Raw genomic sequence first — 24,303 nt, 5'->3', positions numbered from 1 at the left:
GTTGAGGGGGAGTGGATGAAACGACTCATCAAGAACGGCGTGCTGGTCGATGCGCAGGGAGAATATCGTCAGGATCTGCTGATCGAAGACGGAGTGATCCGCGCTCGGGCCGCCGATATCCAGCCCGATGGCGAGACCGAGCTGATCGATGCCAGCGGTTGCTACGTGATGCCGGGTGGCATCGACGTCCATACCCACTTCAACATAGATGTCGGGATTGCCCGCAGTTGCGATGACTTTTTCAGCGGTACCCGTGCCGCCGCCTGTGGTGGCACCACCACCATCGTCGATCACATGGGATTTGGCCCTGCGGGGTGCAACCTGCATCACCAGCTGGCCCGCTATCACGACTATGCCGCCGATCAGGCGGTGATCGATTACAGCTTTCACGGCGTCGTACAGCATGTGGATGGCGCCATCCTCCACGAGATGGCCGTCATGGTGCAGGAGGAGGGGATCAGCAGCTTCAAGCTCTATCTCACCTATCAGTACAAGCTGGGGGATCATGACGTGCTGCGCGCCCTGGCCCGCCTCAAGGAGGTGGGGGCGCTCGCCACCGTCCACCCCGAGAACGATGCCGCCATCGCGGCGCGCCGGGCTGCCCTGTTGGCCGCTGGCCACTGTGAGCCATGGTATCACCCGCAAAGCCGCCCGCTTGAGTGCGAGGCGGAGGCCATCGCCCGGATGATCAATCTGGCGGGGCTCGCGGGCAATGCCCCGCTCTATATCGTCCACCTCTCCAACGGCTTGGGGCTGGAGTATCTGAAACTGGCGCGCCGCCAGGGCCAGCCGGTCTGGGTGGAGACCTGCCCGCAATATCTGCTGCTCGATGAGCAGTGTTATTACAAGGAGAACGGGGTCGACTACTTGCTCAGCCCGCCGCTGCGCGGGCGTTGCGAGCAGGACAAGCTGTGGGTCGGTATCGCTGCTTGCGATATCGATACGGTGGCGACCGATCACTGCAACTTCTCCCACGCCCAGCGCATGACCCTCTCCGGCGGCGATTTCAGCCGCTGCCCCAACGGCTTGCCCGGGGTCGAAAACCGGATGCTGCTGCTGTTTGCCCACGGGGTATTGGGGGGGCGCATCTCGCCGTCGCGCTTCGTGGCGCTCACCAGCGCCAACCCGGCGCGCCTGTTTGGCCTCTGGCCGCGCAAGGGCAATCTGCAACTGGGGTCTGACGCCGATCTGGTGTTGATGGATCCCCGCGGTGACACCCTGATTTCTCACCCACTGCTGCACGACAACGGCGACTACAGCCCCTACGAGGGGATGCGCTGCCCCGGCCGGCTCAGGTTGACCCTGAGCCGCGGCGAGATGGTCGCCCGCGACGGCGAGTTTCTGGGGCTACGCGGCCATGGCCGCTTTCTGGCCAGAGCGCCCTTTGACCCGGCCTTGGCACCGGAGCTGCACTCGCCTTGTCCCACAGTGGCAGGCTGACAATCCGTTCAAAACACGCAGACCCGCAAACTTATGCGAACAACGAAAGGTGGGCCGGTATCGCGCCGGCCTGTCCCCTCACTGGAGATAACAAGATGAAACAGCGAATCGTACTGGCCCTTGGCGGCAATGCGCTGGGCAACAACCTGCCCGAGCAGATGAAGGCGGTGCAGAGCACGGCGGGCACCATTGCCGACCTGATTGCCCAGGGGCACGAGGTGGTGGTGACCCACGGCAACGGCCCGCAGGTGGGGATGATCCAGCAGGCGTTCGAGGTGGCGGCCCGCCACGACCCCAAGGCGCCCCATCTGCCCATGTCGGTCTGTGTGGCCCTGAGTCAGGGTTATATCGGTTATGACCTGCAAAATGCCCTGCGCGAGGCCCTGCTGGAGCGCGGCATCCATAAGCCGGTGGCCACCCTGGTGACCCAGGTGGAGGTGGATAAAAACGATCCCGCCTTCCTTGACCCGAGCAAACCTATCGGCGGCTTTTTCAGCAAGGAGGAGGCCGAGGCGTTGATGGCCAAGGGCGAGCGGCTCAAAGAGGATGCCGGCCGCGGCTATCGCCGGGTGGTGGCATCCCCCAAACCCATCGACATCATCGAGAAAGAGACCGTCTCTGCCATGCTGGCCGCCGGTCAGGTGGTCATCACCGTCGGTGGCGGCGGCATTCCGGTGCTGCGGGAGGGCAACCACCTGCGTGGTGCCAGCGCGGTGATCGACAAGGATTGGGCCAGTGCCAGGCTGGCGGAGCTCATCGATGCCGACATGCTGATCATCCTTACCGCGGTAGAAAAAGTAGCCATCAACTTCGGCAAGCCCGAGGTGCAGTGGCTCGATACCCTGAGCGTCGCCGATGCCAACAGCTTTATCGCACAGGGGCAGTTTGCCAAGGGATCCATGTTGCCCAAGGTGGAGGCGGCGCTCTCGTTCGCCACCTCCATGGCGGGGCGCAAATCCCTGATCACCCTGCTGGAGAAGGCGGCTGATGGCATTGCCGGCAAGACCGGCACCCTGATCAGCTTGTAGCCTCGTCTTTGATGGTTGCAAACAGGGGGCCCAAGGCCCCTTTCTGTTGGCCGGTGTCAGGGATTGGCAGAGGGAAAGCATGGGCCGGCCAGCTCTTATCCGCGGTGGGCAGGGGAACGGCAGAGGAGTAAGATGGCGCCCCGAATGGCGGACGCACCGGCCGCCGCAGCAACAAGGCAGCACAATGAATAGCAAGTTGAACATGGCGGCGCTGGGGGGATTGGTCCTGCTCACCGCCATCTGGAGTTACAGCTGGATCGTGATGAAGCAGGTGATGCTCTACGCGGGGGCGTTCGAGTTTACCGCCCTGCGCTGCCTGTGCGGATCCCTGGTGTTGCTGCTGGTGCAGTGCCTGCGCGGCCGCCGTTATCTCAAACCTACCCCGTTTCGCTATACCCTCGCCATCGCCCTGTTCCAGACCTGCGGCATGGTGGGGCTGGCCCAGTGGGCGCTCATCAGCGGCGGGGCGGGCAAGGTGGCCATTCTGAGTTACACCATGCCGTTCTGGGTGGTGATCTTCGCGGCGCTCTTTCTGGGGGAGCGGATGCGCAAGCTGCACTATCTGGCGGTCGGGGTGGCCGCCTGCGGCCTGCTGTTGGTGATCGAGCCCTGGCAGCTGCACCTGGATTCCATGAAGAGCGCGCTACTGGGCATTGCCTCCGGCATCTGCTGGGGGATCAGCGCCATCATTGCCAAGCGGATGTATGCCCGCCACCCCGGGGTGGATCTGATGTCCCTCACCACCTGGCAGATGATCTACGCCACCCTGGTGATGGCATTGGTGGCGGCGCTGGTGCCGGAGCGAACCATCGACTGGCAGCCCTACGTGTTTGGTGCGCTCGCCTACAGCGCCATCTTCGCCACGGCGCTGGCCTGGAGCCTCTGGCTGTTCGTGCTGAAAAAGCTGCCGGCCGGGATTGCCGGGCTCAGCACCCTGGCGGTGCCGGTGAGCGGCGTGCTGCTCTCCTGGTGGCTGCTTGGTGAAAATCCGGGGCCGGTGGAGGGGAGCGGCATCGCCCTGATCGTGCTGGCGCTTATCGTCATCAGCCGCAAGGGCAAGAGCTCTGTGGTGTCGGTGGCGGGGGAGACCCGGGTCAAGCAGGGCTAAGCTGATTAGAGGAACGAGAATGGAAAAGGGCCCGCCATCATGGCGGGCCCTTCTGGTTTTAAGAACACTCTCTTATCTGCGCTGGGCCAGATGCATCATGGCCTCCAGCACGGCGCCGCCGATGGCGCGCGCCTTGTCAGAGACGGTAGTGGGATCGGCCCGCTCGCCTCTGGGGTCGATGTCACCGATCTTGAAGCCGACGGTCACCTCGATGCCATCGCTGAGCAGCCCCCGCACCATGCCGGAGAGTGGCGCGATAATGGGGGTATCACCTACATGGGCGATCACATCTCCCTCCTGCACCAGATCGCCGAGCTTGATCAGGCTCTTTATCACCCCGGCGACAGGGGCGCGCACCACCCGGCGGGCGGAGTGCCCCTCGATCACCCCGGGAATGCCGGTATTGGGCTGGGCAGGACCTTGATAGATGACCCGCCCCAGATGGTGGCCGCGGTTGGTCTCGATCACCGCATCGCAGTCGCGCCCCGCCTCAAAACCCGGGCCGAGGGCCACCGTGATGGGGGCCATCTCCCTGTGGGTGCCGAGATTCTGCTTGGCGAGGATGGCATCCACCAGATAGCGGGGCTTGAGTTCGGCAAGGGTCGTGCAGTCGGGGTCAACCAGCAGCGGTATGACACCCCGATCCAGCTGCTCGAACGCCTGCTCGACGCTTTCGACCCGCTTGGCGCACACCCCCTCGACACTGGTCTCACCGTCGAACATCCCCTGGGCAAAGGCGACAGTGCGGCGGATCACCGTTGGCTTGTCGAGATCCAGCATCACCACCTTGAAGCCGGCATGGTAGAGGCGCAGCGCCACCCCGGTGGCGATATCGCCGGAGCCGCGCATCACCACCAGCTGATCCCGCTTGAGGCGCACGTCATCCTGCATCAGGCCGCCAGCCTTGCCGTTTTTCACCTGCAGCAGCTCGGCGAGGATGCTGATGGCGATCTCCTCGGGGGTCTCGGCACCTATGTTGTAGCCGATGGGGGCGTGCAGCCGTTGCAGTTGGGCCTGACTCACCCCTTGCTGGCGCAGGGCCTGGGTGAAGGTCTGCACCTTGCGCTTGCTGGCGAGCAGCCCCAGGTAGGCGAGGGGACGGCTGATCAGCCGCTCCAGCGCCTCCTTGTCCTGGTGGTTGGTGGCGATGATGACGAAGTTGGCGGGCTCGATGGCAAGCGCCTCGATCACCGCGCTGATGGTGTCGGCCTGCTGCAGATGGGTACCGGCCGGGAAGCGATCTGGGCTGAGGCTCCCCTCGAAGCAATCCCCCACGTGGATGTCAAAGCCGAGCGGCGCTGCGGCATGGGCCAGTGCCCGGTTGACGTGGCCGGCGCCGATCAGTACCAGGCGGGGGCGCAGGCCGTAGACGTCGATATAGACCGACATGGCGCCGCCGCAATCCGAGCCCACCGCATGTTCGCCGTTGCGGGCCATCCGGCCGTGGAAGATGCGCGGCTTGCGCTCGGCAATGGCGGCCACGGCCTCTTCGATCACCAGCCGCTCTATCATGCCGCCGCCGATGGTGCCGAGGATCCGGCCATCGGCCATCACCAGCATCTGGGCCTGATGGCGCGGGGTGGAGCCGCGACTCTCGATGATCTGGGCCATGGCAAAGGGGGTGTTCTCCTGCTCCAGTCGGGCAGCGTGTGCAAACAGATTCATAAGGTACCTCGTCTCATCCTTAACGGGTCAGCGACTGCGCGGCTTCGGGGGCAGGCCGACAGCAAACATGGTGAATGGCGCCGGGTTCACGCACGGCCCCTTGCCAGATGGCGTGGAGCTCGGGGTGGCGTTGCAGCAGGTTTATCAGGGCGGGCAGCCACTGCTGCTCATTTTGATAATCGCCATTGATAAACCAGACTCGGCGCGCCCCGTGCGGGGTGCCTTTGAACGCCCCCTCGGGGTGGGCGATGAGCCGGTCAAACAGGGCCCAGTCGAGCCGTTCACCGGCCGCAATCCCGCATAGGGCCTGGAACTCGGGCCAGCGGTGGATCTGCGCCGGGTCGGCGCTGGCTCCCACCATGGCGCCGCCCACCAGGGCGATCACCCAATCACTGTGTTGAGGAATGCAAGGTTCGTGCAAAGCGGGCGCTTTCAATAACTTGTGATGGGCGCCGTCCGCCTCCACCAGGATGATGTCGAAGCGTTGCTGCCCCTTGAGCAGATCGATCTGCTGGGGGCTCGGCCCCACCGCCTTGCCGCTGGCCCGATCGAGGTGGCTGAACAGCATCAGCTGCATCGGTTCATCGGGCAGCGCCTGACAGCGGGTCAGCTGCCGGATGGGGTCGGCCTCGATCAGCAGGGTGCGCCGAGGGGAGGGGGCGGGCAGAAACATCCGGGTGCTGGTGGTGAGCAGCACCTTCTTGCCCTGTTGATGGAAATAGTCGGCCAGCCAGAAGAGGGTGCTGGTTTTCCCCCCGGCGCCGCAAAGACTAATTAAAGTGGTACGCCCATCAATATTTTCGGTGAGCGGGTTTAATACACTCTCGATATTTGGCGAGGTGAGCAGAAAGGGTGATGAAATAGCCATGGCGACGACCGATGAAAATAGAGGCGCGGTCAGTGAGAAGCACTGGCATTCGCGCGAGCGGTGCGACTGCCTAATTACGGCGGCCGGGCTCTCATCACGAATGGGCGCGTGGAAATTGATGCTACCGTATCGCCAGAGTACGATTCTTGATGAGAGTCTCAAAAATGCCCTGGTGCTGTGTGACCGGGTTATTCTGGTGGTGGGGCACCGCGCCGATGAGCTGATCAGCCGCTACGCCAATCACCCCCGTATCCGGCTGGTACACAACCATGATTATGCACAGGGACTTGGCAGCTCCATCCGTGCGGGGCTTGCCGCCTGTAGCAGCGATCACCTCTTCGTGAGCCACGGCGATCTGCCCTGCATCCCCCCCGAGGTGTACCGCACGCTCTGGCAGGCGCGGGGGGACGAGACTCTCTTTCCCTCCTATCAGGGGGAGGCTGGCCACCCCGTGCTGTTGCCAAGAGCCCTTGCCACAGCGCTGGCGGCGGCGCCGGCACAGGGTTCGGTGCGCCGCTGGCTGCTGGTGCACCCCCATCGTTTCATCGAGGTGCAGAGCGCCGCCATCCTGCAGGATGTGGACACCCCTGAGCGTTATCAGGCGCTGCTGGCAAACGAAGCATTCGAGCGTTGAACCGGTCGGCTGGCAGAGGCTTGCCCGGCCTTGCTTTGCATATTTATCTTCTTGTCTAACCCGTTATCAGGGGCTGACAGCGGCCGTTATCATCCTGGCCGGCCTGATAATGGCTGCGGCCGCACTCTTTATCAAACTGATAGCGCGCCGCGCCAAAGTGAGATCATTTTCAGCAATGAGGGAGGCGTTTCCATTATTTAAATTCGGTGTTGATAGCCACTCTCATTGTCGAAACTGGTATCGGCTTTCGATGTTTTATTAATTGGAGGTGCCTCACGTTTTTATGGCTGAAAAATAAAAAGATCCGGCGCTGGCCTGATTGTTGCTCTTGTCAGTTTCAAGGGGCTTTTTATGCGTGGTTGTGGATGGGCCCCATTTATTCACCCTGTCAATGAGCAGTGCCGCTGCAAGGAGATCAACATGGGCGATATTATGCGACCCGTTCCCTTCAAGAACCTTCTGGTCCGTATCTTCTCGGAATATAAAGCGAGTCAATCCATCTTCGGCATTCCCGCCGCGCAATTCTATCGCAAGCAGGACGAGCGCAAGATCAAGGTGTTCGGTGAAACCTGCGAGACCCCCATCGGCCCTGCAGCCGGCCCCCATACCCAGCTGGCCCAGAACATCGTCACTTCCTGGCTGACCGGCGGGCGCTTTATCGAGCTCAAGACGGTGCAGATCCTGGACCGTCTCGAACTGGAAAAGCCCTGCATCGATGCCGAAGACGAGTGTTTCAACACCGAGTGGTCCACCGAGTTCACCCTGCCCAAGGCGTTTGACGAGTATCTGAAAGCCTGGTTTGCCCTCTATCTGCTGGAGGAGGTGTTCGACCCGCGCCAGGGCGACGAGGCCAAGTCCTTCATCTTCAACATGAGCGTGGGGTACAACCTCGATGGCATCAAACAGCCGCCGATGCAGCAGTTCATCCACAGCCTGATGGATGCAAGCCAAAGTCCGAAATTTGCCGAGTATCAGCAGGTGGTGCGAGACCTCGTGGCTGACGAGCAGTTTATCGCCGAGCTGGGACTGGGGACGCGACGCGCTCGCCTGCAACAGCTGGTGGAGCGCATCCCGGCCAAGCTGGTGCACGGCGTCACCCTCTCTACCATGCACGGCTGCCCGCCGAACGAGATCGAGGCCATCTGCCGCTACATGCTGGAAGAGAAGGGGCTCAACACCTTCGTTAAATTGAACCCGACCCTGCTGGGTTACCCGCGGGTGCGCGAGATCCTCGACACCTGTGGCTTTGATTACATCGGTCTGAGCGAAGAGTCGTTCGATCATGACCTCAAGCTGGATCAAGCCAAGGCCATGCTGACCCGCTTGATGGCGCTGGGGGCCGAGAAGGGGCTCACCTTCGGGGTGAAACTCACCAACACCCTTGGCACCATCAACCGCAAAGGGGCGCTGCCGGGTGATGAGATGTATATGTCCGGCCGGGCGCTGTTCCCGCTCTCCATCAACGTGGCGGCCGTGCTGTCACGCGCCTTCGATGGCAAGCTGCCCATCTCCTACTCCGGTGGTGCCAGCAAGTTCAACATCGCCGAGATCTTCGAAACCGGCATTCGTCCCATCACCATGGCGACCGACCTGCTGAAACCGGGTGGCTACCTGCGCCAGATTGAGTGCCTCAAAGAGATCGATGCCTCCGATAGCTGGGCCATGGCTCAGGTAGATGTGGCCAAGCTGGAAGCGCTTGCCGCCAAGGCGCTCACCATGGATTACACCCAGAAGGAGTGGAAGTCTGACGATCGCATCGAAGTGGGCGGCGGTCTGCCGATGACCGACTGCTACGTGGCGCCCTGCGTCACCGCCTGCGCCGTGCATCAGGATATCCCCGAGTACATTCGCCTGATGGGCGAGGGGGAGTATGTCGCTGCCCTTGAGCTGATTTATCAGCGCAACGCCTTGCCCGCCATCACCGGTCATATCTGCGATCACCAGTGTCAGTACAACTGCACCCGTCTCGACTACGACAGCCCGCTCAATATCCGCGAGCTGAAAAAAGTAGCGCTGGAGCGCGGCTGGGAAGGGTACAAGGCGCGCTGGCACAAACCGGCAGGCAGCGGTGACAAGCACCCGGTTGCGGTGATTGGTGCAGGCCCGGCCGGTCTCTCCGCCGGTTACTTCCTGGCCCGTGCCGGTCACCCAGTCACCGTGTTCGAGCGCGAAGCCGATGCCGGTGGCGTGGTCAAACACATCATCCCCGAGTTCCGCATTCCGGCCGAGCTTATCCAGCACGATATCGACTTTGTCGCCGCTCACGGGGTCAAGTTCGAGTTTGGCTGCGATCCGGCGCTCACCGTCGACAAGCTGCACGCCCAGGGCTTTAGCTATGTCTTCGTCGGCATTGGCGCTGACAAGAACGGTGGCATGCGCCTCGAAGGGGGGCACGAGCGGATTTACAAATCCTTCCACTTCCTGCGCAGCTTCAATCAGGGCAAACCGCTGCCGCTGGGTCGCCATGTGGCGGTGATCGGTGCCGGCAACACCGCCATGGACTGTGCCCGCGCCGCCCTCAAGGTGCCGGGTGTCAGCGATGTGACCGTGATCTACCGCCGCAGCGAGAAAGAGATGCCTGCCTATCGCGAGGAGTATCTGGAAGCGGTGGAGGATGGGGTACGTTTCTGCTTCCTCACCAATCCGGAGCGCTTTGACAAAGATGGCAAGCTCACCGTGCGGATGATGGCGCTGGGTGATCCTGACGAGCAGGGCCGCCGCCGTCCAGTGCCCACCGAGCAGACCGAAGTGATACAGATGGATGCCTTGATCACCGCCATCGGCGAGCAGCCTGACTGCGAGGTATTGAAAGCCATGGGCATTCCCCTTGGCAGCGATGGCTGGCCCGAGGTGGATAGTCAGAGCGGCGAAACCAGCCGTCGCAACGTATTCCTCATCGGTGACGTACAGAGCGGCCCATCCTCCATCGTCGGTGCCATCGGCGGTGCCCGCGGCGCCGCGGATCTGGTGCTGGCCCGCGAGCATATCGCCAGCCAGCAGCGTGAAGTGACCATCCAGCCGTCGGGCAAGGATGAGATCTACCGCCGCAAGGGAAACATCGCCGTCACCATGGTCGACAAGGGCGAGCGAGAGGCCTTCGTGGCGCAAGAGGCGCACCGTTGCCTCGAGTGCAACTACCTCTGCAGCAAGTGTGTGGACGTCTGCCCCAACCGGGCCAACGTCGCCATTGCGGTGCCGGGCTTCAAGGACGAGTTTCAGACATTGCACCTGGATGCCTACTGCAACGAATGTGGCAACTGCGCCCAGTTCTGCCCGTGGCAGGGCAAGCCCTATCAGGACAAGGTCACCATCTTCAGCCTGCCCGAGGATTTCGACAACAGCCGCAACCCCGGTTTCTATCTGGCGGATGGGGGTGAGCTGCGGGTGCGTCAGGATGGCGAGACCTATCGCCTGACCATAGACGCCCAGAGCCAGATTTTGGATGCGCCAGCAGCCCTTGGCGACATGTGCCGGATCATCAGCCATGTCCATGCTCATCACCACTACCTGCTGGGGGCCGTCGAGGCCTGAGCGAACCACGAATAAGCGAAGGAGCCAACCATGTTTATTCTGAAAAACGTCACCGCCGTCCAGCTGGAACCGACCCTGGTGCTGGAAGGGGTGGATATCGCCATCGAAGGATCGCTTATCAAAGCGGTGGGGCCCAATCTGCGGGCCCTCTACCCGCAGGCCAACTATCGGGAGATGGGCGGCAAGCTGGTGATGCCGGGTATCGTCTGTGCCCACAACCACTTCTACTCCGGCCTGTCGCGGGGGATCATGGCCAATATCGCCCCCTGCCCGGACTTTATCTCCACCCTGAAAAACCTCTGGTGGCGGCTCGACCGGGCGCTCGATGAGGAGTCCCTCTACTACAGCGGCCTCATCTGCTCGCTGGAAGCGATCAAGAGCGGCTGCAGTGCGGTGATCGACCACCACGCCTCGCCCAACTTCATCAAGGGCTCCCTGAACGTGCTGCGCAAAGGGTTTATGGAGGCGGGCCTGCGCGGCATGACCTGCTTCGAGACCACGGATCGCAACGGAGGCCTCGCCGAGCTGCAGGCCGGGGTGGAGGAGAACATATTGTTCGCCCAACAGATCGATGCGGCCAAAGCCAAGGGGAGCGAGCCCTATCTGGTGGAGGCCCATATCGGTGCCCACGCCCCCTTCACCGTACCCGACGAGGGGCTGGCCATGCTGTGCGAAGCGGTGCAGGTCACCGGTCGCGGGCTGCATATCCATGTGGCGGAAGACAGATACGACATGGCCCACGGCCACCACCACCATGGCAAGGAGCCCATCGCCCGGCTGGACGAGTTTGGCCTTGTCGACAGCAAGACCCTGATCGCTCACGGCATCTACTTAAGCCCGGCCGACATCGAGCTGCTCAACAGCCGCGATGCCTTCCTGGTGCACAACGCCCGTTCCAACATGAACAATCACGTGGGCTACAACCTGCACCTGCCGGAATACCGCAATCTGGCGCTCGGCACCGATGGTATCGGCTCCGACATGCTCGAAGAGCTCAAGTTTGCCTACTTCAAGCACAGGGATGCTGGCGGAGCGCTGTGGCCCGACAGTTTTGCCCGCTTCCTCTGGAACGGCAACACCTTGCTTGAGCGCAATTTCGGCGCCAAATTTGGCCGGCTGGAGCCGGGTTACAAGGCCGACCTCACCATTTGCGACTACGCCGCACCGACCCCGCTGGCGCCGCGCAACCTCGGTGGCCATCTCGCCTTCGGCATGGGCTCATCCTCGGTCAACAGCGTGATGGTCGAGGGACGCATGGTCTATCAGGATCGCGAGTTCGCCTTTGACGTCGAGCCCCTTTATGAGCAGGCCAGCAAGGTGGCGAGCCGCCTGTGGCAACGAATGGACGCGCTGGCCTGAGGCCACCCTCCGCACGTTTGGACTGGATTGCCCGCCCTGTGGATTTGCCCGGCGGCGGGCAGCAAGAGTAAGGACGACACATGATTGAGCAATTCTTCCGACCCGAGCAACTGGGTCAGGCTTTGGAACTCAAGGCCCGCTTTGGCAACGACGCCGTCTACATGGGGGGCGGCAGCAAGCTCAACGCCGCGCCGACCCGCACCGACAAGAAGGTGGCCATCTCGCTGGACAAGCTCGGACTTGGCCAGATCGAGCAGCAGCATGGTCAACTCCACATCGGCGCCACCGTCACCCTGCAAGCCCTCAAAGATGACCCCCGTACCCCGGCCGCCCTGTGCGAGGCGCTGGGGTTTGTCTACTCCCGCCATCTGCGCAATCAGGCCACCATTGGCGGCGAAATTGCCTGCCAGCAGCAGGACTCCCCGCTGCTGCCGGTACTGCTGGTGCTCGAAGCCGTGGTGGTGCTGGAGAACAACCAGCTGCAACCCATCGATGCCTACCTGGCGGGCCAGCGCAAGGAGCTGGTGCTGGGGGTGGTGCTGCCGGAGCCCGAGCTGCGCTGCGCCACTCGCCGCATCAGCCGCAACGCCGATGGTCTGGCGGTGATGACTGCTGCGGTGGCCCTCGACGCCCTTGGCGAGATGCGGGTCGCCCTGGCCGGCGTCACGCCGCAGCCGATGCGCCTGCGGGATGTGGAGCGTCATGAGCTGCACGATGCGGCGCTGGAGGCGGCAGTGAGCGCGCTGATTGCGCCGCGCGCGGATCTCGGCGGCAGCGTGGCCTACAAGCGCTATATCAGCGGCGTGGTGGTGGCGGATCTGCTGGTGGAGTGCCAGCAGCAGGAGGTACAGGCATGATGGAACTCAACTTTACCCTGAACGGTGCCCTGCGCACCGTCATCACCCCGGCGGGCGAGAATGCCCAGCGGGTGCTGTTCAACCAGTGCCGGATGCACTCGGTGCGCAACAGCGACGACGGCTTCGGCTTTGCCGGCTCCGACGCCATCCTCTTCAACGGCAAGGTGATCAACGCCTCCCTGCTGATCGCCGCCCAGCTGGATGGGGCGCAGGTGCGCACCGCCGAGTCGCTGGGCAGCTGGAACCAGCTCAGTCTGGTGCAGCAGGCCATGGTGGACGTAGGCGTGGTGCAGTCCGGTTACAACGATCCGGCTGCGGCGCTCATCGTCACCGACCTGCTTGATCGCCACCCTGAGCCCACCCGTGATCAAATCGACGATGCCCTCTCGGGTCTCTTTCACCGCGATGGCGGCTACCAGCAGTTCTATCAGGCCATCGAGCTTGCCAGCTCGCGCCTCAAGGATCCCGATTACCTGTGCCAGATTGCCCCCGAGTTTCGGGGCGACTTGCGCCATATCGGCAAGAGCTGCCCGAAAGTGGACGCCGCCAAGATGGTGCAGGCCAAGCCCTGCTATGTGGAGGATCGGGTCAGCGAGGATGCGCTGGTCATCAAGATGCTGCGAAGCCCCCATCCCCATGCGGTGATCACCAAACTCGACGTGAGCCGCGCCGAAGCCATGGCGGGGGTGGTGCACGTCATCACCCACCTCAACTGCCCGGATGTCTACTACACCCCGGGTGGCCAGAGCGCCCCCGAGCCGTCACCGCTGGATCGCCGCATGTTTGGTCGCAAGCTGCGCCACGTCGGTGATCGTGTTGCCGCCGTGGTGGCCGAGAGCGAAGCCATCGCATTGGCGGCGCTCAAACTCATCGAGGTCGAGTATCAGGTGCTGCCGGCAGTCATGAACATAGACCAGGCGATGGCCCCCAATGCGCCGCTGGTGCACGACGAGCCCATCGTCTACATGGCCGGTGCGCCGGCGGATCTCGAGCAGCAGAACGCCTGCTCGGTGCGCCGCGGCGACGAGCACATGATCATCAACTTCCCCATCGGCTCTCGCCCCCACGAGAACCTGGCCGCCAGCGTCCATGGCCAGATTGGCGATGTGGCCAAGGGCTTTGCCGAGGCTGACGAGATTGTGGAGCGCACCTACGAATCGACCCAGGCCCAGCAGTGCCCGACCGAGCCGCACATCTGCTTCACCTACATGGATGGGGATCGGCTGGTCATTCACGCCTCCACCCAGGTGCCCTGGCACGTGCGCCGTCAGGTGGCGCGCATCGTCGGCATGAAGCAGCACCAGGTGCACGTGATCAAGGAGCGGGTAGGGGGCGGCTTTGGCTCCAAGCAGGACATCCTGCTGGAAGAGGTGTGCGCCTGGGCGACCAGGGTCACCGGCCGTCCCGTCACCTTCCGCTACACCCGTGAAGAGGAGTTCATCAGCAACACCTCGCGCCATGTGGCCAAGGTGAAGGTGAAAGTGGGGGCCAAGAAAGATGGCACCATCACCGCCATCGAGATGGATTTTCGCGCCAACACAGGCCCTTACGGCAACCACTCATTGACGGTGCCGAGCAACGGCCCGGCGCTCTCCCTGCCGCTCTATCCGTGCGAGAACGTGCGCTTTACCGTCAATACCTACTACAGCAACATCTGTCCGACCGGCGCCTATCAGGGTTATGGCGCGCCCAAGGGCAACTTCGCGCTGACCATGGCGATTGCGGAACTTGCCGAGAAACTGGGCATCGATCAGCTCGAGATGGTGGAGCACAACCGGGTGCACGAGGGGGACATCCTCAAGGTGCTGGGGGCCATCGGCGAGGGCAAGATGCCCACCTCGGTGCCCCATGCGGCCAGTTGCGCCCTCGAACCCATCCTCAAACAGGGTCGCGAGCTGATTGCCTGGGACAGCCCCAAACCCGCCGATGGGGATTGGCGCATCGGCCGTGGCGTCGCCATCATCATGCAGAAATCGGGGATCCCGGATATCGATCAGGCCAACTGCATGGTCAAGCTGGAATCGGACGGCACCTTTATCGTCCACTCCGGTGGCGCCGATATCGGCACCGGCCTCGATACCGTGGTGGCCAAGCTGACCGCCGAGGTGCTGCACTGCCCGCTCGGGGATGTGCACGTCATCTCCGGCGACACCGACCACGCCCTGTTCGACAAGGGGGCCTACGCCTCGTCAGGCACCTGCTTCTCCGGCAATGCGGCCAAGAAGGCGGCCGAAAACCTCAAGGAGAAGATCCTGCTGCACGGCGCCGCCATGCTGGGCGAGCAGGTAGCCGATGTTGAGCTGGCGTTCCCGGGCGTGGTGCGCGGCAAGCTGGGGGAGGTGAGCCTCGCCAAGCTGGCCCACAAGGCCGAGACCGGTACCGGCTTCGGTATCCTGGTGGGCACTGCCAGCTACATCACCTCTGAGCTGGCCTTCCCGTACGGGGCCAACTTCGCCGAGGTGGCGGTCAACGTCAGAACCGGCGAGATCCGGCTCGACAAGTTCTACGCCCTGCTCGACTGCGGCACCCCCATCAACCCGGAACTGGCGCTCGGCCAGATCTACGGGGCGACCATGCGGGCCATCGGTCACTCATTGACCGAGGAGATCTGCTACGACGGCAAGGGCATCCCGCTGACCCGGGATCTGAAGAGCTATGGCGCGCCCAAGATCGGCGACATTCCGCGCGATTTTCGGGCCTTCCTGGTGCCGAGTGACGACAAGGTCGGCCCTTACGGCGCCAAGTCCATCTCGGAGATCGGGGTCAACGGCGCGGCGCCCGCCATCGCCACCGCCATCCACGACGCCTGCGGTGTCTGGCTGCGCAAGTGGCACTTCACGCCTGAGCAGATCCTGCGCGAGCTCGGCAAGCTGGAGCAACAAGCGTCGGCATAACAAAAGAAAAGGTGAGGGGCGGGCGCAGGCTCGCCCCCAGCACCTGACAGCGGAATGAGTACTCCGCCCATATTCTGTGTGATGGGACAATCAAGATGTCTAAAACAACACGCAAGCACTCGGACCTGATTTATGCGCTCGAAGACAAACCACCCTTTTACCAAACCCTGATGGGGGCCGTGACCCACCTGCTGGCCATCTTCGTGCCCATGGTGACGCCGGCCCTGATCGTGGGTGGGGCCCTCGGCCTCTCCACCGAGACCACCGCCTACCTGGTCTCCATGGCGATGATCGCCTCCGGCATCGGCACCTGGCTGCAGGTGAACCGCTACGGCCCCATCGGCTCGGGGCTGCTCTCCATCCAGTCGGTCAACTTCTCCTTCGTCACCGTGATGATTGCGCTGGGCAGCGCCATGAAAAAAGATGGCCTGCACGAGGAGCTGATCGTCTCGACCCTGCTCGGGGTCTCCTTCGTCGGGGCCTTCCTGGTGATGGGCTCCTCCTTCGTGCTGCCCTATCTCAAGCGGGTGATCACCCCCACCGTGAGCGGGGTAGTGGTGCTGATGATTGGCCTGAGCCTCATCAAGGTGGGGATCATCGACTTTGGCGGCGGCTTCTCCGCCATGAGCAGCGGCACCTTCGGTAAATACGAGAACATCGGGCTGGGGCTGCTGGTGCTCTGCGTCATCGTCGCCTTCAACTGCAGCAAGAGCCCCTTGCTTCGCATGAGCGGGATTGCCATCGGCCTGCTGGTGGGCTATGCGGTGGCCCTGATGCTCGGCATGGTGGATTTCTCCGCCCTTGAGAACCTTCCGCTCATCACAGTACCCATCCCGTTCAAGTACGGTTTTTCCTTCGATCTGCACGCCTTCGTGCTGGCTGGCACCATCTATCTGTTGAGCGTGCTGGAGGCGGTGGGGGACATCACCGCCACCGCCATGGTCTCCCACCGGCAGATCCAGGGGCCCGAGTTTCAAAAACGGCTCTCCGGCGGCGTGCTGGCGGACGGCCTGGTGTCGGTGATCGCCTCGGCGCTCGGCTCCCTGCCACTCACCACCTTCGCCCAGAACAACGGCGTCATCCAGATGACCGGGGTGGCCTCGCGCCATGTGGGCAAGTTCATCGCCGTCATCCTGGTGCTGCTCGGCCTCTTCCCGGTGGTGGGGCGCTTCTTCACCACCATACCGTCGCCAGTGATGGGGGGGGCCATGGTCATCATGTTCTCCATGATCGCCATCGCCGGTGGTCGCATCATCATCAGCCATGGCTTCGATCGGCGCGAGACCCTGATTGTCGCCACCTCGCTCGGGCTGGGGCTCGGGGTCTCCTACGACCCGAACGTGTTCAAGGTGCTGCCGGCGGGGATCTACATGCTGGTGGAGAACCCCATCTGCGCTGGCGGCATCACCGCCATCATCATGAACCTGGTGCTGCCCCAGAGCCGCAGACGCAAGGCTGCCGCCAATGCCGCCGAGGCGGTGGAGCTGATCCAGCTGAGCGACAAACCCGACACCCGCTTTGCCACCCGGCCCGCTCCGTCAGCCACCGCCCGCCAACAGGGGCTGGCGACGGACGAGGCCCAGGTGCGCGCCCCGCAAGTGGATCGCGGCTAACGAACAACAAGAGGGAATTGAGAGATGAAAAACGACAACTCCGTCAAGGCGGTGCGCGGCAGCTTCTTTGACATCACCCGGGTGGTGAGCCAACCCGAGGAGATAGAGCCCAATGCCCGCCTCATCGAAGACGGCCTGCTGATCATCCGCAACGGCTGCATCGACTGGTTCGGCCAGTGGGAGGAGGGCCGTGATCGCATTCCGGCCCAGGTGCGGGTGCGGGACTATCGTGGCAAGATGATAGTGCCGGGCTTCGTCGATACCCACATCCACTACCCGCAAAGCGAGATGGTGGGGGCCTATGGCGAGCAGCTGCTGGAGTGGCTCAACCGCCACACCTTCCCGGCCGAGCGGCGCTACAACGACCTCGAGTACGCCCGCGAGATGTCCACCTTCTTCATCAAGCAGCTGCTGCGAAACGGTACCACCACGGCGCTGGTGTTCGGCACCGTCCACCCCGAATCGGTGGATGCCCTGTTCGAGGCGGCCAGCCGCATCAACATGCGGATGATCGCCGGCAAGGTGATGATGGATCGCAACGCGCCAGATTATCTGCTGGATACCGCCGAGAGCAGCTATGAACAGAGCAAGGCGCTCATCGAGCGCTGGCACGGCAACGGCCGCTTGCTCTACGCCATCACGCCGCGTTTTGCCCCTACCTCGACCCCGGCGCAGCTGGCGATGGCGAGGCGGCTGCGCGAAGAGTACCCGACCACCTATCTGCACACCCACCTGTGCGAGAACAAGGACGAAATAGCCTGGGTGAAATCCCTCTTCCCGGCGCATCAGGGCTATCTCGATGTCTATCACCAGCATGGGCTGACCGGCCACCACTGCGTGTTTGCCCACTGCGTCCATCTGGAAGAGCAGGAGTGGGATTGCCTGAAGGAGACCGGCTCCACCATCGCGTTTTGTCCCACCTCCAATCTGTATCTGGGCAGCGGGCTGTTCAAGCTGCACAAGGCGTGGCACAAGCAGGTGAAGGTGGGGATGGGCACCGACATCGGCGCCGGCACCACCTTCAACATGCTGCAGACCCTCAACGAGGCCTACAAGGTGATGCAGTTGCAGGGCGAGCGCCTCTCGGCCTATCAGGCCTTCTACCTGGCCACCCTGGGCGGCGCCCATGCGCTGGGGCTGGACGAGCAGATCGGCAGCTTCGCGGTGGGCAAGGAGGCGGACTTCGTGGTGTTCGACCCGGTCGCCACCCCGTTGCAGCAGCTGCGCTACGACAACTCCACCACCTTGCGCGACAAGCTGTTCGTGCTGCTGACCCTGGGGGATGACAGATCCATCTACCGCACTTATGTGGATGGTCAGCTGGTGCACGAACGGGGCTGATCCGGTTTTCAAAGCAGAGGGGCGGGCATGCTCGTCCCGGGAACACGGCAGCAGGGACCAGCGTGGTGCCTGCGCCGCACGACAGGCGGGGCGCTTGCCCCGCCACAGCAGGTGAAATGGCCCGGTTTTTCTAGATGGCAAGTCAAACGTTTGCCTTGCCTGCCAACCCCATGATGCCGGCGACCGTGGCAGCAGAGATCCACGGCACCGACCGCCATTTCGTCACGACACATTCAGGGATGCAGGAAGGAGTCGGCCATGAGCCAGACAAACAGGATAAACGAGATGGACGGGGCAGTTGCGGACAAGGGGTCGGCGGCGGGACGACAGCCCGCCGGCGGCGCGCTCGATCGCTACTTCATGATCAGCGAGCGGGGCAGCAATGTGCGCCAGGAGGTGCTGGCGGGGCTCACCACCTTCCTCGCCATGGTCTATTCGGTGATCGTGGTGCCCAGCATGCTCGGCAAGGCGGGCTTTCCCCCCGGCGCCGTGTTCGTGGCCACCTGTCTGGTGGCGGGCTTTGGTTCGCTGTTGATGGGGCTCTGGGCCAAGCTGCCGATGGCCATCGGCTGCGCCATCTCGCTCACCGCCTTTACCGCCTTCAGCCTGGTGCTGGGGCAGCAGATCTCCATCCCGGTGGCGCTCGGCGCCGTCTTTCTGATGGGGGTGTTGTTTACCGCCATCTCGGTGACCGGGGTGCGCAGCTGGATCCTCGACAACCTGCCGATGGGGATCGCCCACGGCACCGGTATCGGCATCGGGCTCTTCCTGCTGCTGATCGCCGCCAACGGGGTGGGGCTGGTGATCAAGAACCCGCTGGAGGGGCTGCCGGTGGCGCTGGGGGCCTTTACCTCCATGCCGGTCATCATGTCCCTCATCGGGTTGGCGGTCATCGTCGGGCTGGAGAAGCTCAAGGTGCCGGGCGGGATCCTGCTGGTGATAATCGCCATCTCCATTTTCGGCCTCATCTTCGATCCGGCGGTCAAGTATCAGGGGCTGTTCGCCATGCCGAGCCTCGCCGACGAGCAGGGCAAGTCCCTCATCTTCAGCCTGGACATCATGGGGGCGCTCTCGCCGCTGGTGCTGCCAAGCGTGCTGGCGCTGGTGATGACGGCGGTGTTTGATGCCACCGGCACCATTCGCGCCGTGGCGGGGCAGGCCAATCTGCTGGACAAGGATGGCCACATCATCAACAGCGGCAAGGCGCTCAGCGCCGACTCCATCAGCAGCATCTTCTCCGGTCTGGTGGGGGCTGCGCCTGCCGCCGTCTACATCGAATCGGCGGCGGGCACGGCGGCAGGGGGCAAGACCGGCCTCACTGCCACCGTGGTGGGGGTCTTGTTCCTGCTGATGTTGTTCCTCTCGCCGCTCTCCTACCTGGTGCCGGCCTATGCCACCGCACCGGCGTTGATGTACGTGGGGCTGCTGATGTTGAGCAACGTCGCCAGACTCGATTTCGATGACTTCGTCGGGGCCATGTCCGGCCTGTTGTGCGCCGTCTTCATCGTGCTCACCTGCAACATCGTCACCGGCATCATGCTGGGCTTCAGCGCCCTGGTGATCGGTCGCATCTGCTCGAAGGAGTGGCGCAAGCTCAACGTCGGCACCGTCATCATCGCCCTGGCGCTGGTGCTCTTCTACGCCGGCGGCTGGGCCATCTAGTCCGCATCGCGTCCTTCTCTATCGCGGGGCCAGCCTCTCTTGGCCGGCCCCGCCCTTCAAACCTAACTCATACCATTTTGATAACGGGGCTTACCAGATTGATAACGCCGCCCGGCAATGGCGCCGCCGAGTCTTCCATGGGCTGCAGCTGCGGGGCTGGCCACGGTCATGACGAAGAGCCTGATGGGCGCCGGATGGGATCTTCTTCACACTTCTTCCCTTTGCTCGCCGCCTTTGCCCCCCGGTTGGCCCGCCTTGCCGGAAACGGGCGCATATCTTGCTGTTTTTTATACCGGTTCTGATTTTTTTGCCTGACAAAGGACTTGCATATGTCCATAGGATTACCGCTCAAGCGGGTGGATGCCGAGGCCAAGGTGACCGGCAGCGCCCGCTACACCGACGACAACATCATGCTCGGCATGCGCCACGCCAAATACGTGCGAAGCCATATCGCCCACGGCAAGGTGCTTGCCATCGACGCCAGCGAAGCGCTGGCCCTGCACGGGGTCGAAGCCGTGTTCACCCACGAGGATGTGCCCACCACCTGTTTTCGCACCGCCGGTCACGCCTGGTCCCTCGATGAGACCAAGCGGGACGTGAAAGACCGGCGCCTGCTCACCGACCATGTGCGCCATTTTGGCGATGGCGTCGCCATAGTCGTGGCCCGCGATCCGCTGGTTGCCGAGAAGGCTGCCGCCCTGGTCAAGGTGACCTACGAGCCGCTGCCGGTGATGACGGATGCGGCCAGCGCCCTGGCCGAGGGGGCCTATCCCATCCACCCGACCGGCAACCTGCTGCGCCAGAGCCAGATCCGGGCGGGTGAGCCGGAGCAGGCCATCGCCGCCGCTGACTTGCAGTTCAAGGGGCACTACCAGACGCCGGTGGTGCAGCATTGCCATCTGGAGACGGTGACCTGCTACGCCTACATGGATCAGCCGGACCACATCATCGTCGTCACCAGCACCCAGATCCCCCAGATTGTGCGCAGCCGGGTGGCCAAATCCCTCGGCCTGCCCTGGTCCAGCGTGCGGGTGATCAAGCCCTACATGGGCGGCGGCTTTGGCAACAAGCAGGATGTGCTGGAAGAGCCGATGGCGGCGTTTCTGAGTTATAAGCTCGGTGGCGTGCCGGTCAAGGTGACCTTGAGCCGGGAGGAGTGCTTCTTCGCTTCCCGCACCCGCCACGGCTTTGCCATCGATGGCACCCTCGGCATCAACCGGGATGGCACCCTCAAGGGGTATCAGCTTGACGTGCTCTCCAACACCGGCGGCTATGCTTCCCACGGTCACTCCATCGCCAGCGCCGGCGCCAACAAAATAAGCTACCTCTATCCGCGCAGCGCCTTTGGCTATGACGCCAAAACCTTCTACAGCAATTTGCCCACCGCCGGTGCCATGCGTGGCTATGGCGCGCCGCAGGTGGTGTTTGCCCTCGAATGCATGCTGGACGATGCCTGCGCCGAGCTGGGTCTGGATCCGCTTGCGGTGCGCATCGCCAACGTGGCCCGCGAGGGGGATGTCAATCAGGTCAACCAGAAGACCATCTACAGTGCGGGTTTGCCCGAGTGTCTGCGTCGGGGTGGCGAGCAGTTCCAGTGGGAACGGCTCAAGGCCGAGTGTCTGGCGCAGGATCCGGCGAGTCGGGTGCGCCGTGGCATCGGGGTGGCGTGTTTCAGTTATGGATCCAACACCTATCCGGTGGGGGTCGAAATTGCCGGCGCCCGCATGCTGCTCAATCAGGATGGCACCGTCAATCTGCAGATCGGTGCCACCGAGATAGGGCAGGGGTCGGATACCGTCTTTGCCCAGATGGCGGCCCAAACCTTAGGCATTCCATTTGAGCAGATCCGGGTCATCTCGACCCAGGATACCGACATCACCGCCTACGATCCGGGCTCGTTCGCCTCGCGCCAGAGCTATGTGGCGGCCCCCGCCATCCATCAGGCGGCGCTGCAGTTGCGGGCGCGTATCCTCTCGCTGGCAGCCCAGCTCTGCCATCAGGATGTGGGGTCGCTCACCCTGATCGACGGTTACGTGGTGCTGGCGGGTGCGCCGGACAAGGTGCTCATCAGCGTCGCCGAGGTGTCGGTCAACGCCTACTACCACCTCACCATCGGCGGCCAGATCACCTCCGAGGTCTCCCACAAGACCACCACCAACCCACCGAGCTTTGGCTGTACCTTTGTCGATCTCAGTGTCGACATCGATCTCTGCAAGGTGACCATCAATCGCATTCTTAACCTGCACGATGCGGGCAAGATCCTCAACCCACAGCTGGCACAGGGGCAGGTGCACGGCGGCATGGGGATGGGGATCGGCTGGTCGCTGTTCGAGGAGATGATCATCGACGCCAAAACCGGCGTGGTGCGCAACCCCAACCTGCTCGACTACAAGTTCCCCACCATGCTGGACTTGCCCGAGCTTGAGTGCGACTTCGTGCAGACCCATGAGCCCCAGTCGGTCTATGGCCACAAATCCCTGGGGGAACCGCCCATCATCTCGCCGGGCCCGGCGATCCGTAACGCCATTCGCATGGCGACCGGGGTCGCCATCAACGAGCTGCCCATCACCCCCAAAACCCTGTTTCGGGAGTTTGTCGCGGCGGGTCTGATTGGCGAGGGAGCAGGGGAGGAGCAACGCCATGTTTGATATTGCCCGTTACTACAAGGCCCACAGCGTGGCCGAGGCGGTTGCCCTGCGCCAGGCCGACCCCGAGGCGCGCCTGCTGGCCGGTGGCACCGATGTGATGATCCAGCTGCATCACCTTAACGCCGCCTATCGCCATATCGTCGATATTCACGACTTGCCGGAACTCAAGGGGGTGAGCGAGCTGGCCGACGGTTCTATTCGCATCGGCTCCGGCACAACCTTTACCGAGCTCATCGAAAACGAGCTGGTGCAGCGCCGCCTGCCGATGCTGGCCGAAGCCGCCGCCACCATCGCCGGCCCGCAGATCCGCAACGTCGCCACCTATGGCGGCAACATCTGCAACGGCGCCACCAGTGCCGACTCGGCGGCGCCGACGGTCGCGCTGGAGGCTGAGCTTGAGATCGCCGGCCCCGATGGCACGCGCCGCATCCCCATCGCCGGTTTTCACACCGGCCCGGGCAAGGTTGCGCTGCAACCGGCGGAGATCCTGGTGGCGTTTCACTTTGCCCCGGACGCGCACCCCCATGCGGGCTCCCACTACTTCAAATACGCCATGCGGGGCGCCATGGACATCGCCACCATAGGCTGCGCCGCCTACTGCCAGATTGAGGGTGGTCACTTCAAGCGCCTGCGGCTGGCCTACGGCGTGGCGGCACCGACGCCGGTGCGCACCCCGCACGCCGAAGCGGCAGCCGAGGGGCAACCGCTGACTCGGGCGACGCTGGCCGCCATTGCCGAGGCGGTAGTGGCCGATGTGGCACCGCGCTCCTCCTGGCGGGCAGAGAAGGAATTTCGCCTGCACCTGATCAAAACCTTGGCGCAGCGGGTGGTCGCCTGCGCCGTCGAACGTGCCGGAGGCAAGATCCTATGATGCAACCGCAAAGCTGTCCCGCCGTGGAGATCCAGTGCGAGATCAACGGCAAGCCTTACTCCTATGCTGTGCCGCCCACCATGTCGCTGCTTCACTTCCTGCGCGGGCAGGGGCTGATCAGCGTGAAAGAGGGGTGCAGTGTCGGCGAGTGCGGCGCCTGTACCGTGCGGGTGGATGGCACCGCCATCGATAGCTGCCTCTATCTGGCGGTATGGGCCGATGGCAAATCCATTCGCACCGTGGAGGGTGAGCGCAAAGGCAATGAACTCTCCGATGTACAACAGGCCTTTATCGACGAGGGGGCGGTGCAGTGCGGCTTTTGCACCCCGGGCCTCGTGATGGCGAGCGCGGCCCTGCTCGACAAGACCAAGCGTCGCCCGTTGACCGAGGCGGAGATCCGCCGCGGGCTGTCGGGGAATCTGTGCCGCTGCACCGGTTATCAGAACGTGGTGCGGGCGGTGAAAAAGTGCTGCAAGGGGTGATGGGGCCCTCCTGCGATGCTCCCTCTGAACGACTCTCTTGCATGGGATGACAGCGCCTGAAATATGCCGGGAGGGTTATTTTCACCCCGCCGGTCAAACACGCATCCCGTTATTTCGGGCGGGCACAGGGGAACAGGCATACTGCACTGCCGGGCTGTTAGCACAAATAATGAACAGTCTGGTCCGCGCAGCGGCCTGGAAATGGCAAGCGTCTGTTTTTACGCACTATGTCAACTTGTGTCGCCATCTTGTGCGCCTCTCTTGCATATTGACGGCAGCAAATACCGGTGGGCGGGAAATAA

General features: G+C 63.3%; 16 protein-coding genes. 14 read left to right on the top strand and 2 right to left on the bottom strand.

The genetic code is table 11. The annotated features are described in order from the left end of the window. Positions 1-15 precede the first annotated feature (15 nt). From hydA to AB5Y81_RS02620, 3 genes are all read left to right on the top strand, one after another. A complete protein-coding gene (gene hydA, locus AB5Y81_RS02630) occupies positions 16-1,440 on the top strand; it encodes a dihydropyrimidinase (RefSeq protein WP_368146534.1) in 1,425 nt (474 codons plus the stop codon). Between the two features lie 95 nt (positions 1,441-1,535). Next, positions 1,536-2,468 (top strand): carbamate kinase, encoded by a 933-nt coding sequence (gene arcC, locus AB5Y81_RS02625; RefSeq protein ID WP_010633906.1) that lies wholly within the window; start codon positions 1,536-1,538, stop codon positions 2,466-2,468. A 184-nt stretch (positions 2,469-2,652) separates the two neighbouring features. Continuing rightward, positions 2,653-3,576: a DMT family transporter gene (locus AB5Y81_RS02620; RefSeq protein WP_279484321.1), complete on the top strand. Its 924-nt coding sequence runs from the start codon at positions 2,653-2,655 to the stop codon at positions 3,574-3,576. Between the two features lie 72 nt (positions 3,577-3,648). On the opposite strand, the gene yqeB is transcribed toward AB5Y81_RS02620, so the two are convergent. Continuing rightward, a complete protein-coding gene (gene yqeB / locus AB5Y81_RS02615; protein WP_279484322.1) occupies positions 3,649-5,241 on the bottom strand; it encodes a selenium-dependent molybdenum cofactor biosynthesis protein YqeB in 1,593 nt (530 codons plus the stop codon). 19 nt (positions 5,242-5,260) lie between these two features. Beyond that, entirely contained in the window at positions 5,261-6,109 is an 849-nt protein-coding gene (gene yqeC / locus AB5Y81_RS02610; RefSeq protein ID WP_279484323.1) for a selenium cofactor biosynthesis protein YqeC, read from the bottom strand. On the opposite strand from yqeC, the gene mocA reads away from it, so the two are divergent. The 11 genes from mocA to xdhC all read left to right on the top strand — a co-directional run bounded on the left by mocA (position 6,108) and on the right by xdhC (position 24,001). Beyond that, complete coding sequence (gene mocA, locus AB5Y81_RS02605) at positions 6,108-6,743, top strand: molybdenum cofactor cytidylyltransferase (protein ID WP_279484324.1); 636 nt, start codon at positions 6,108-6,110, stop codon at positions 6,741-6,743. The two genes, yqeC and mocA, sit on opposite strands and share 2 nt — an antisense overlap. Positions 6,744-7,163: 420 nt before the next feature. Then, a complete protein-coding gene (ygfK, locus tag AB5Y81_RS02600) occupies positions 7,164-10,274 on the top strand; it encodes a putative selenate reductase subunit YgfK (RefSeq protein ID WP_279484326.1) in 3,111 nt (1,036 codons plus the stop codon). 30 nt (positions 10,275-10,304) lie between these two features. Continuing rightward, positions 10,305-11,633 (top strand): putative aminohydrolase SsnA, encoded by a 1,329-nt coding sequence (ssnA, locus tag AB5Y81_RS02595; RefSeq protein WP_215269081.1) that lies wholly within the window; start codon positions 10,305-10,307, stop codon positions 11,631-11,633. Between the two features lie 80 nt (positions 11,634-11,713). Then, positions 11,714-12,490, top strand: coding sequence for a molybdopterin-dependent oxidoreductase FAD-binding subunit (gene ygfM, locus AB5Y81_RS02590; RefSeq protein WP_215269080.1), 777 nt, complete (start codon positions 11,714-11,716; stop codon positions 12,488-12,490). After that, positions 12,487-15,384 carry a molybdopterin-dependent oxidoreductase Mo/Fe-S-binding subunit gene (locus tag AB5Y81_RS02585; protein WP_215269079.1) on the top strand — a complete coding sequence of 966 codons (2,898 nt, stop codon included), beginning with the start codon at positions 12,487-12,489 and terminating at the stop codon, positions 15,382-15,384. The genes ygfM and AB5Y81_RS02585 overlap by 4 nt, the downstream gene beginning before the upstream one ends. A gap of 95 nt (positions 15,385-15,479) precedes the next feature. Then, entirely contained in the window at positions 15,480-16,997 is a 1,518-nt protein-coding gene (locus AB5Y81_RS02580) for a nucleobase:cation symporter-2 family protein (protein WP_017780980.1), read from the top strand. Positions 16,998-17,021: 24 nt separating this feature from the next. Next, complete coding sequence (guaD, locus tag AB5Y81_RS02575; protein WP_279484327.1) at positions 17,022-18,338, top strand: guanine deaminase; 1,317 nt, start codon at positions 17,022-17,024, stop codon at positions 18,336-18,338. A 285-nt stretch (positions 18,339-18,623) separates the two neighbouring features. After that, a complete protein-coding gene (locus tag AB5Y81_RS02570) occupies positions 18,624-20,000 on the top strand; it encodes an NCS2 family permease (protein ID WP_279485541.1) in 1,377 nt (458 codons plus the stop codon). Positions 20,001-20,329: 329 nt separating this feature from the next. Next, positions 20,330-22,648 carry a xanthine dehydrogenase molybdenum-binding subunit XdhA gene (gene xdhA, locus AB5Y81_RS02565; protein ID WP_279484328.1) on the top strand — a complete coding sequence of 773 codons (2,319 nt, stop codon included), beginning with the start codon at positions 20,330-20,332 and terminating at the stop codon, positions 22,646-22,648. Further along, positions 22,641-23,519, top strand: coding sequence for a xanthine dehydrogenase FAD-binding subunit XdhB (xdhB, locus tag AB5Y81_RS02560; RefSeq protein WP_206220100.1), 879 nt, complete (start codon positions 22,641-22,643; stop codon positions 23,517-23,519). Before xdhA ends, xdhB begins: the two co-directional genes overlap by 8 nt. Beyond that, positions 23,516-24,001 carry a xanthine dehydrogenase iron sulfur-binding subunit XdhC gene (xdhC, locus tag AB5Y81_RS02555; RefSeq protein ID WP_117403607.1) on the top strand — a complete coding sequence of 162 codons (486 nt, stop codon included), beginning with the start codon at positions 23,516-23,518 and terminating at the stop codon, positions 23,999-24,001. Before xdhB ends, xdhC begins: the two co-directional genes overlap by 4 nt. Positions 24,002-24,303: the final 302 nt, after the last annotated feature.

The sequence above is a fragment of the Aeromonas sp. s2 genome (genome assembly GCF_040907935.1).
In the GTDB taxonomy this organism is placed as follows: domain Bacteria; phylum Pseudomonadota; class Gammaproteobacteria; order Enterobacterales; family Aeromonadaceae; genus Aeromonas; species Aeromonas dhakensis.
Note: the sequence above shows the minus strand (reverse complement) of the source record. Positions and strands in the feature narration are given on the sequence as shown.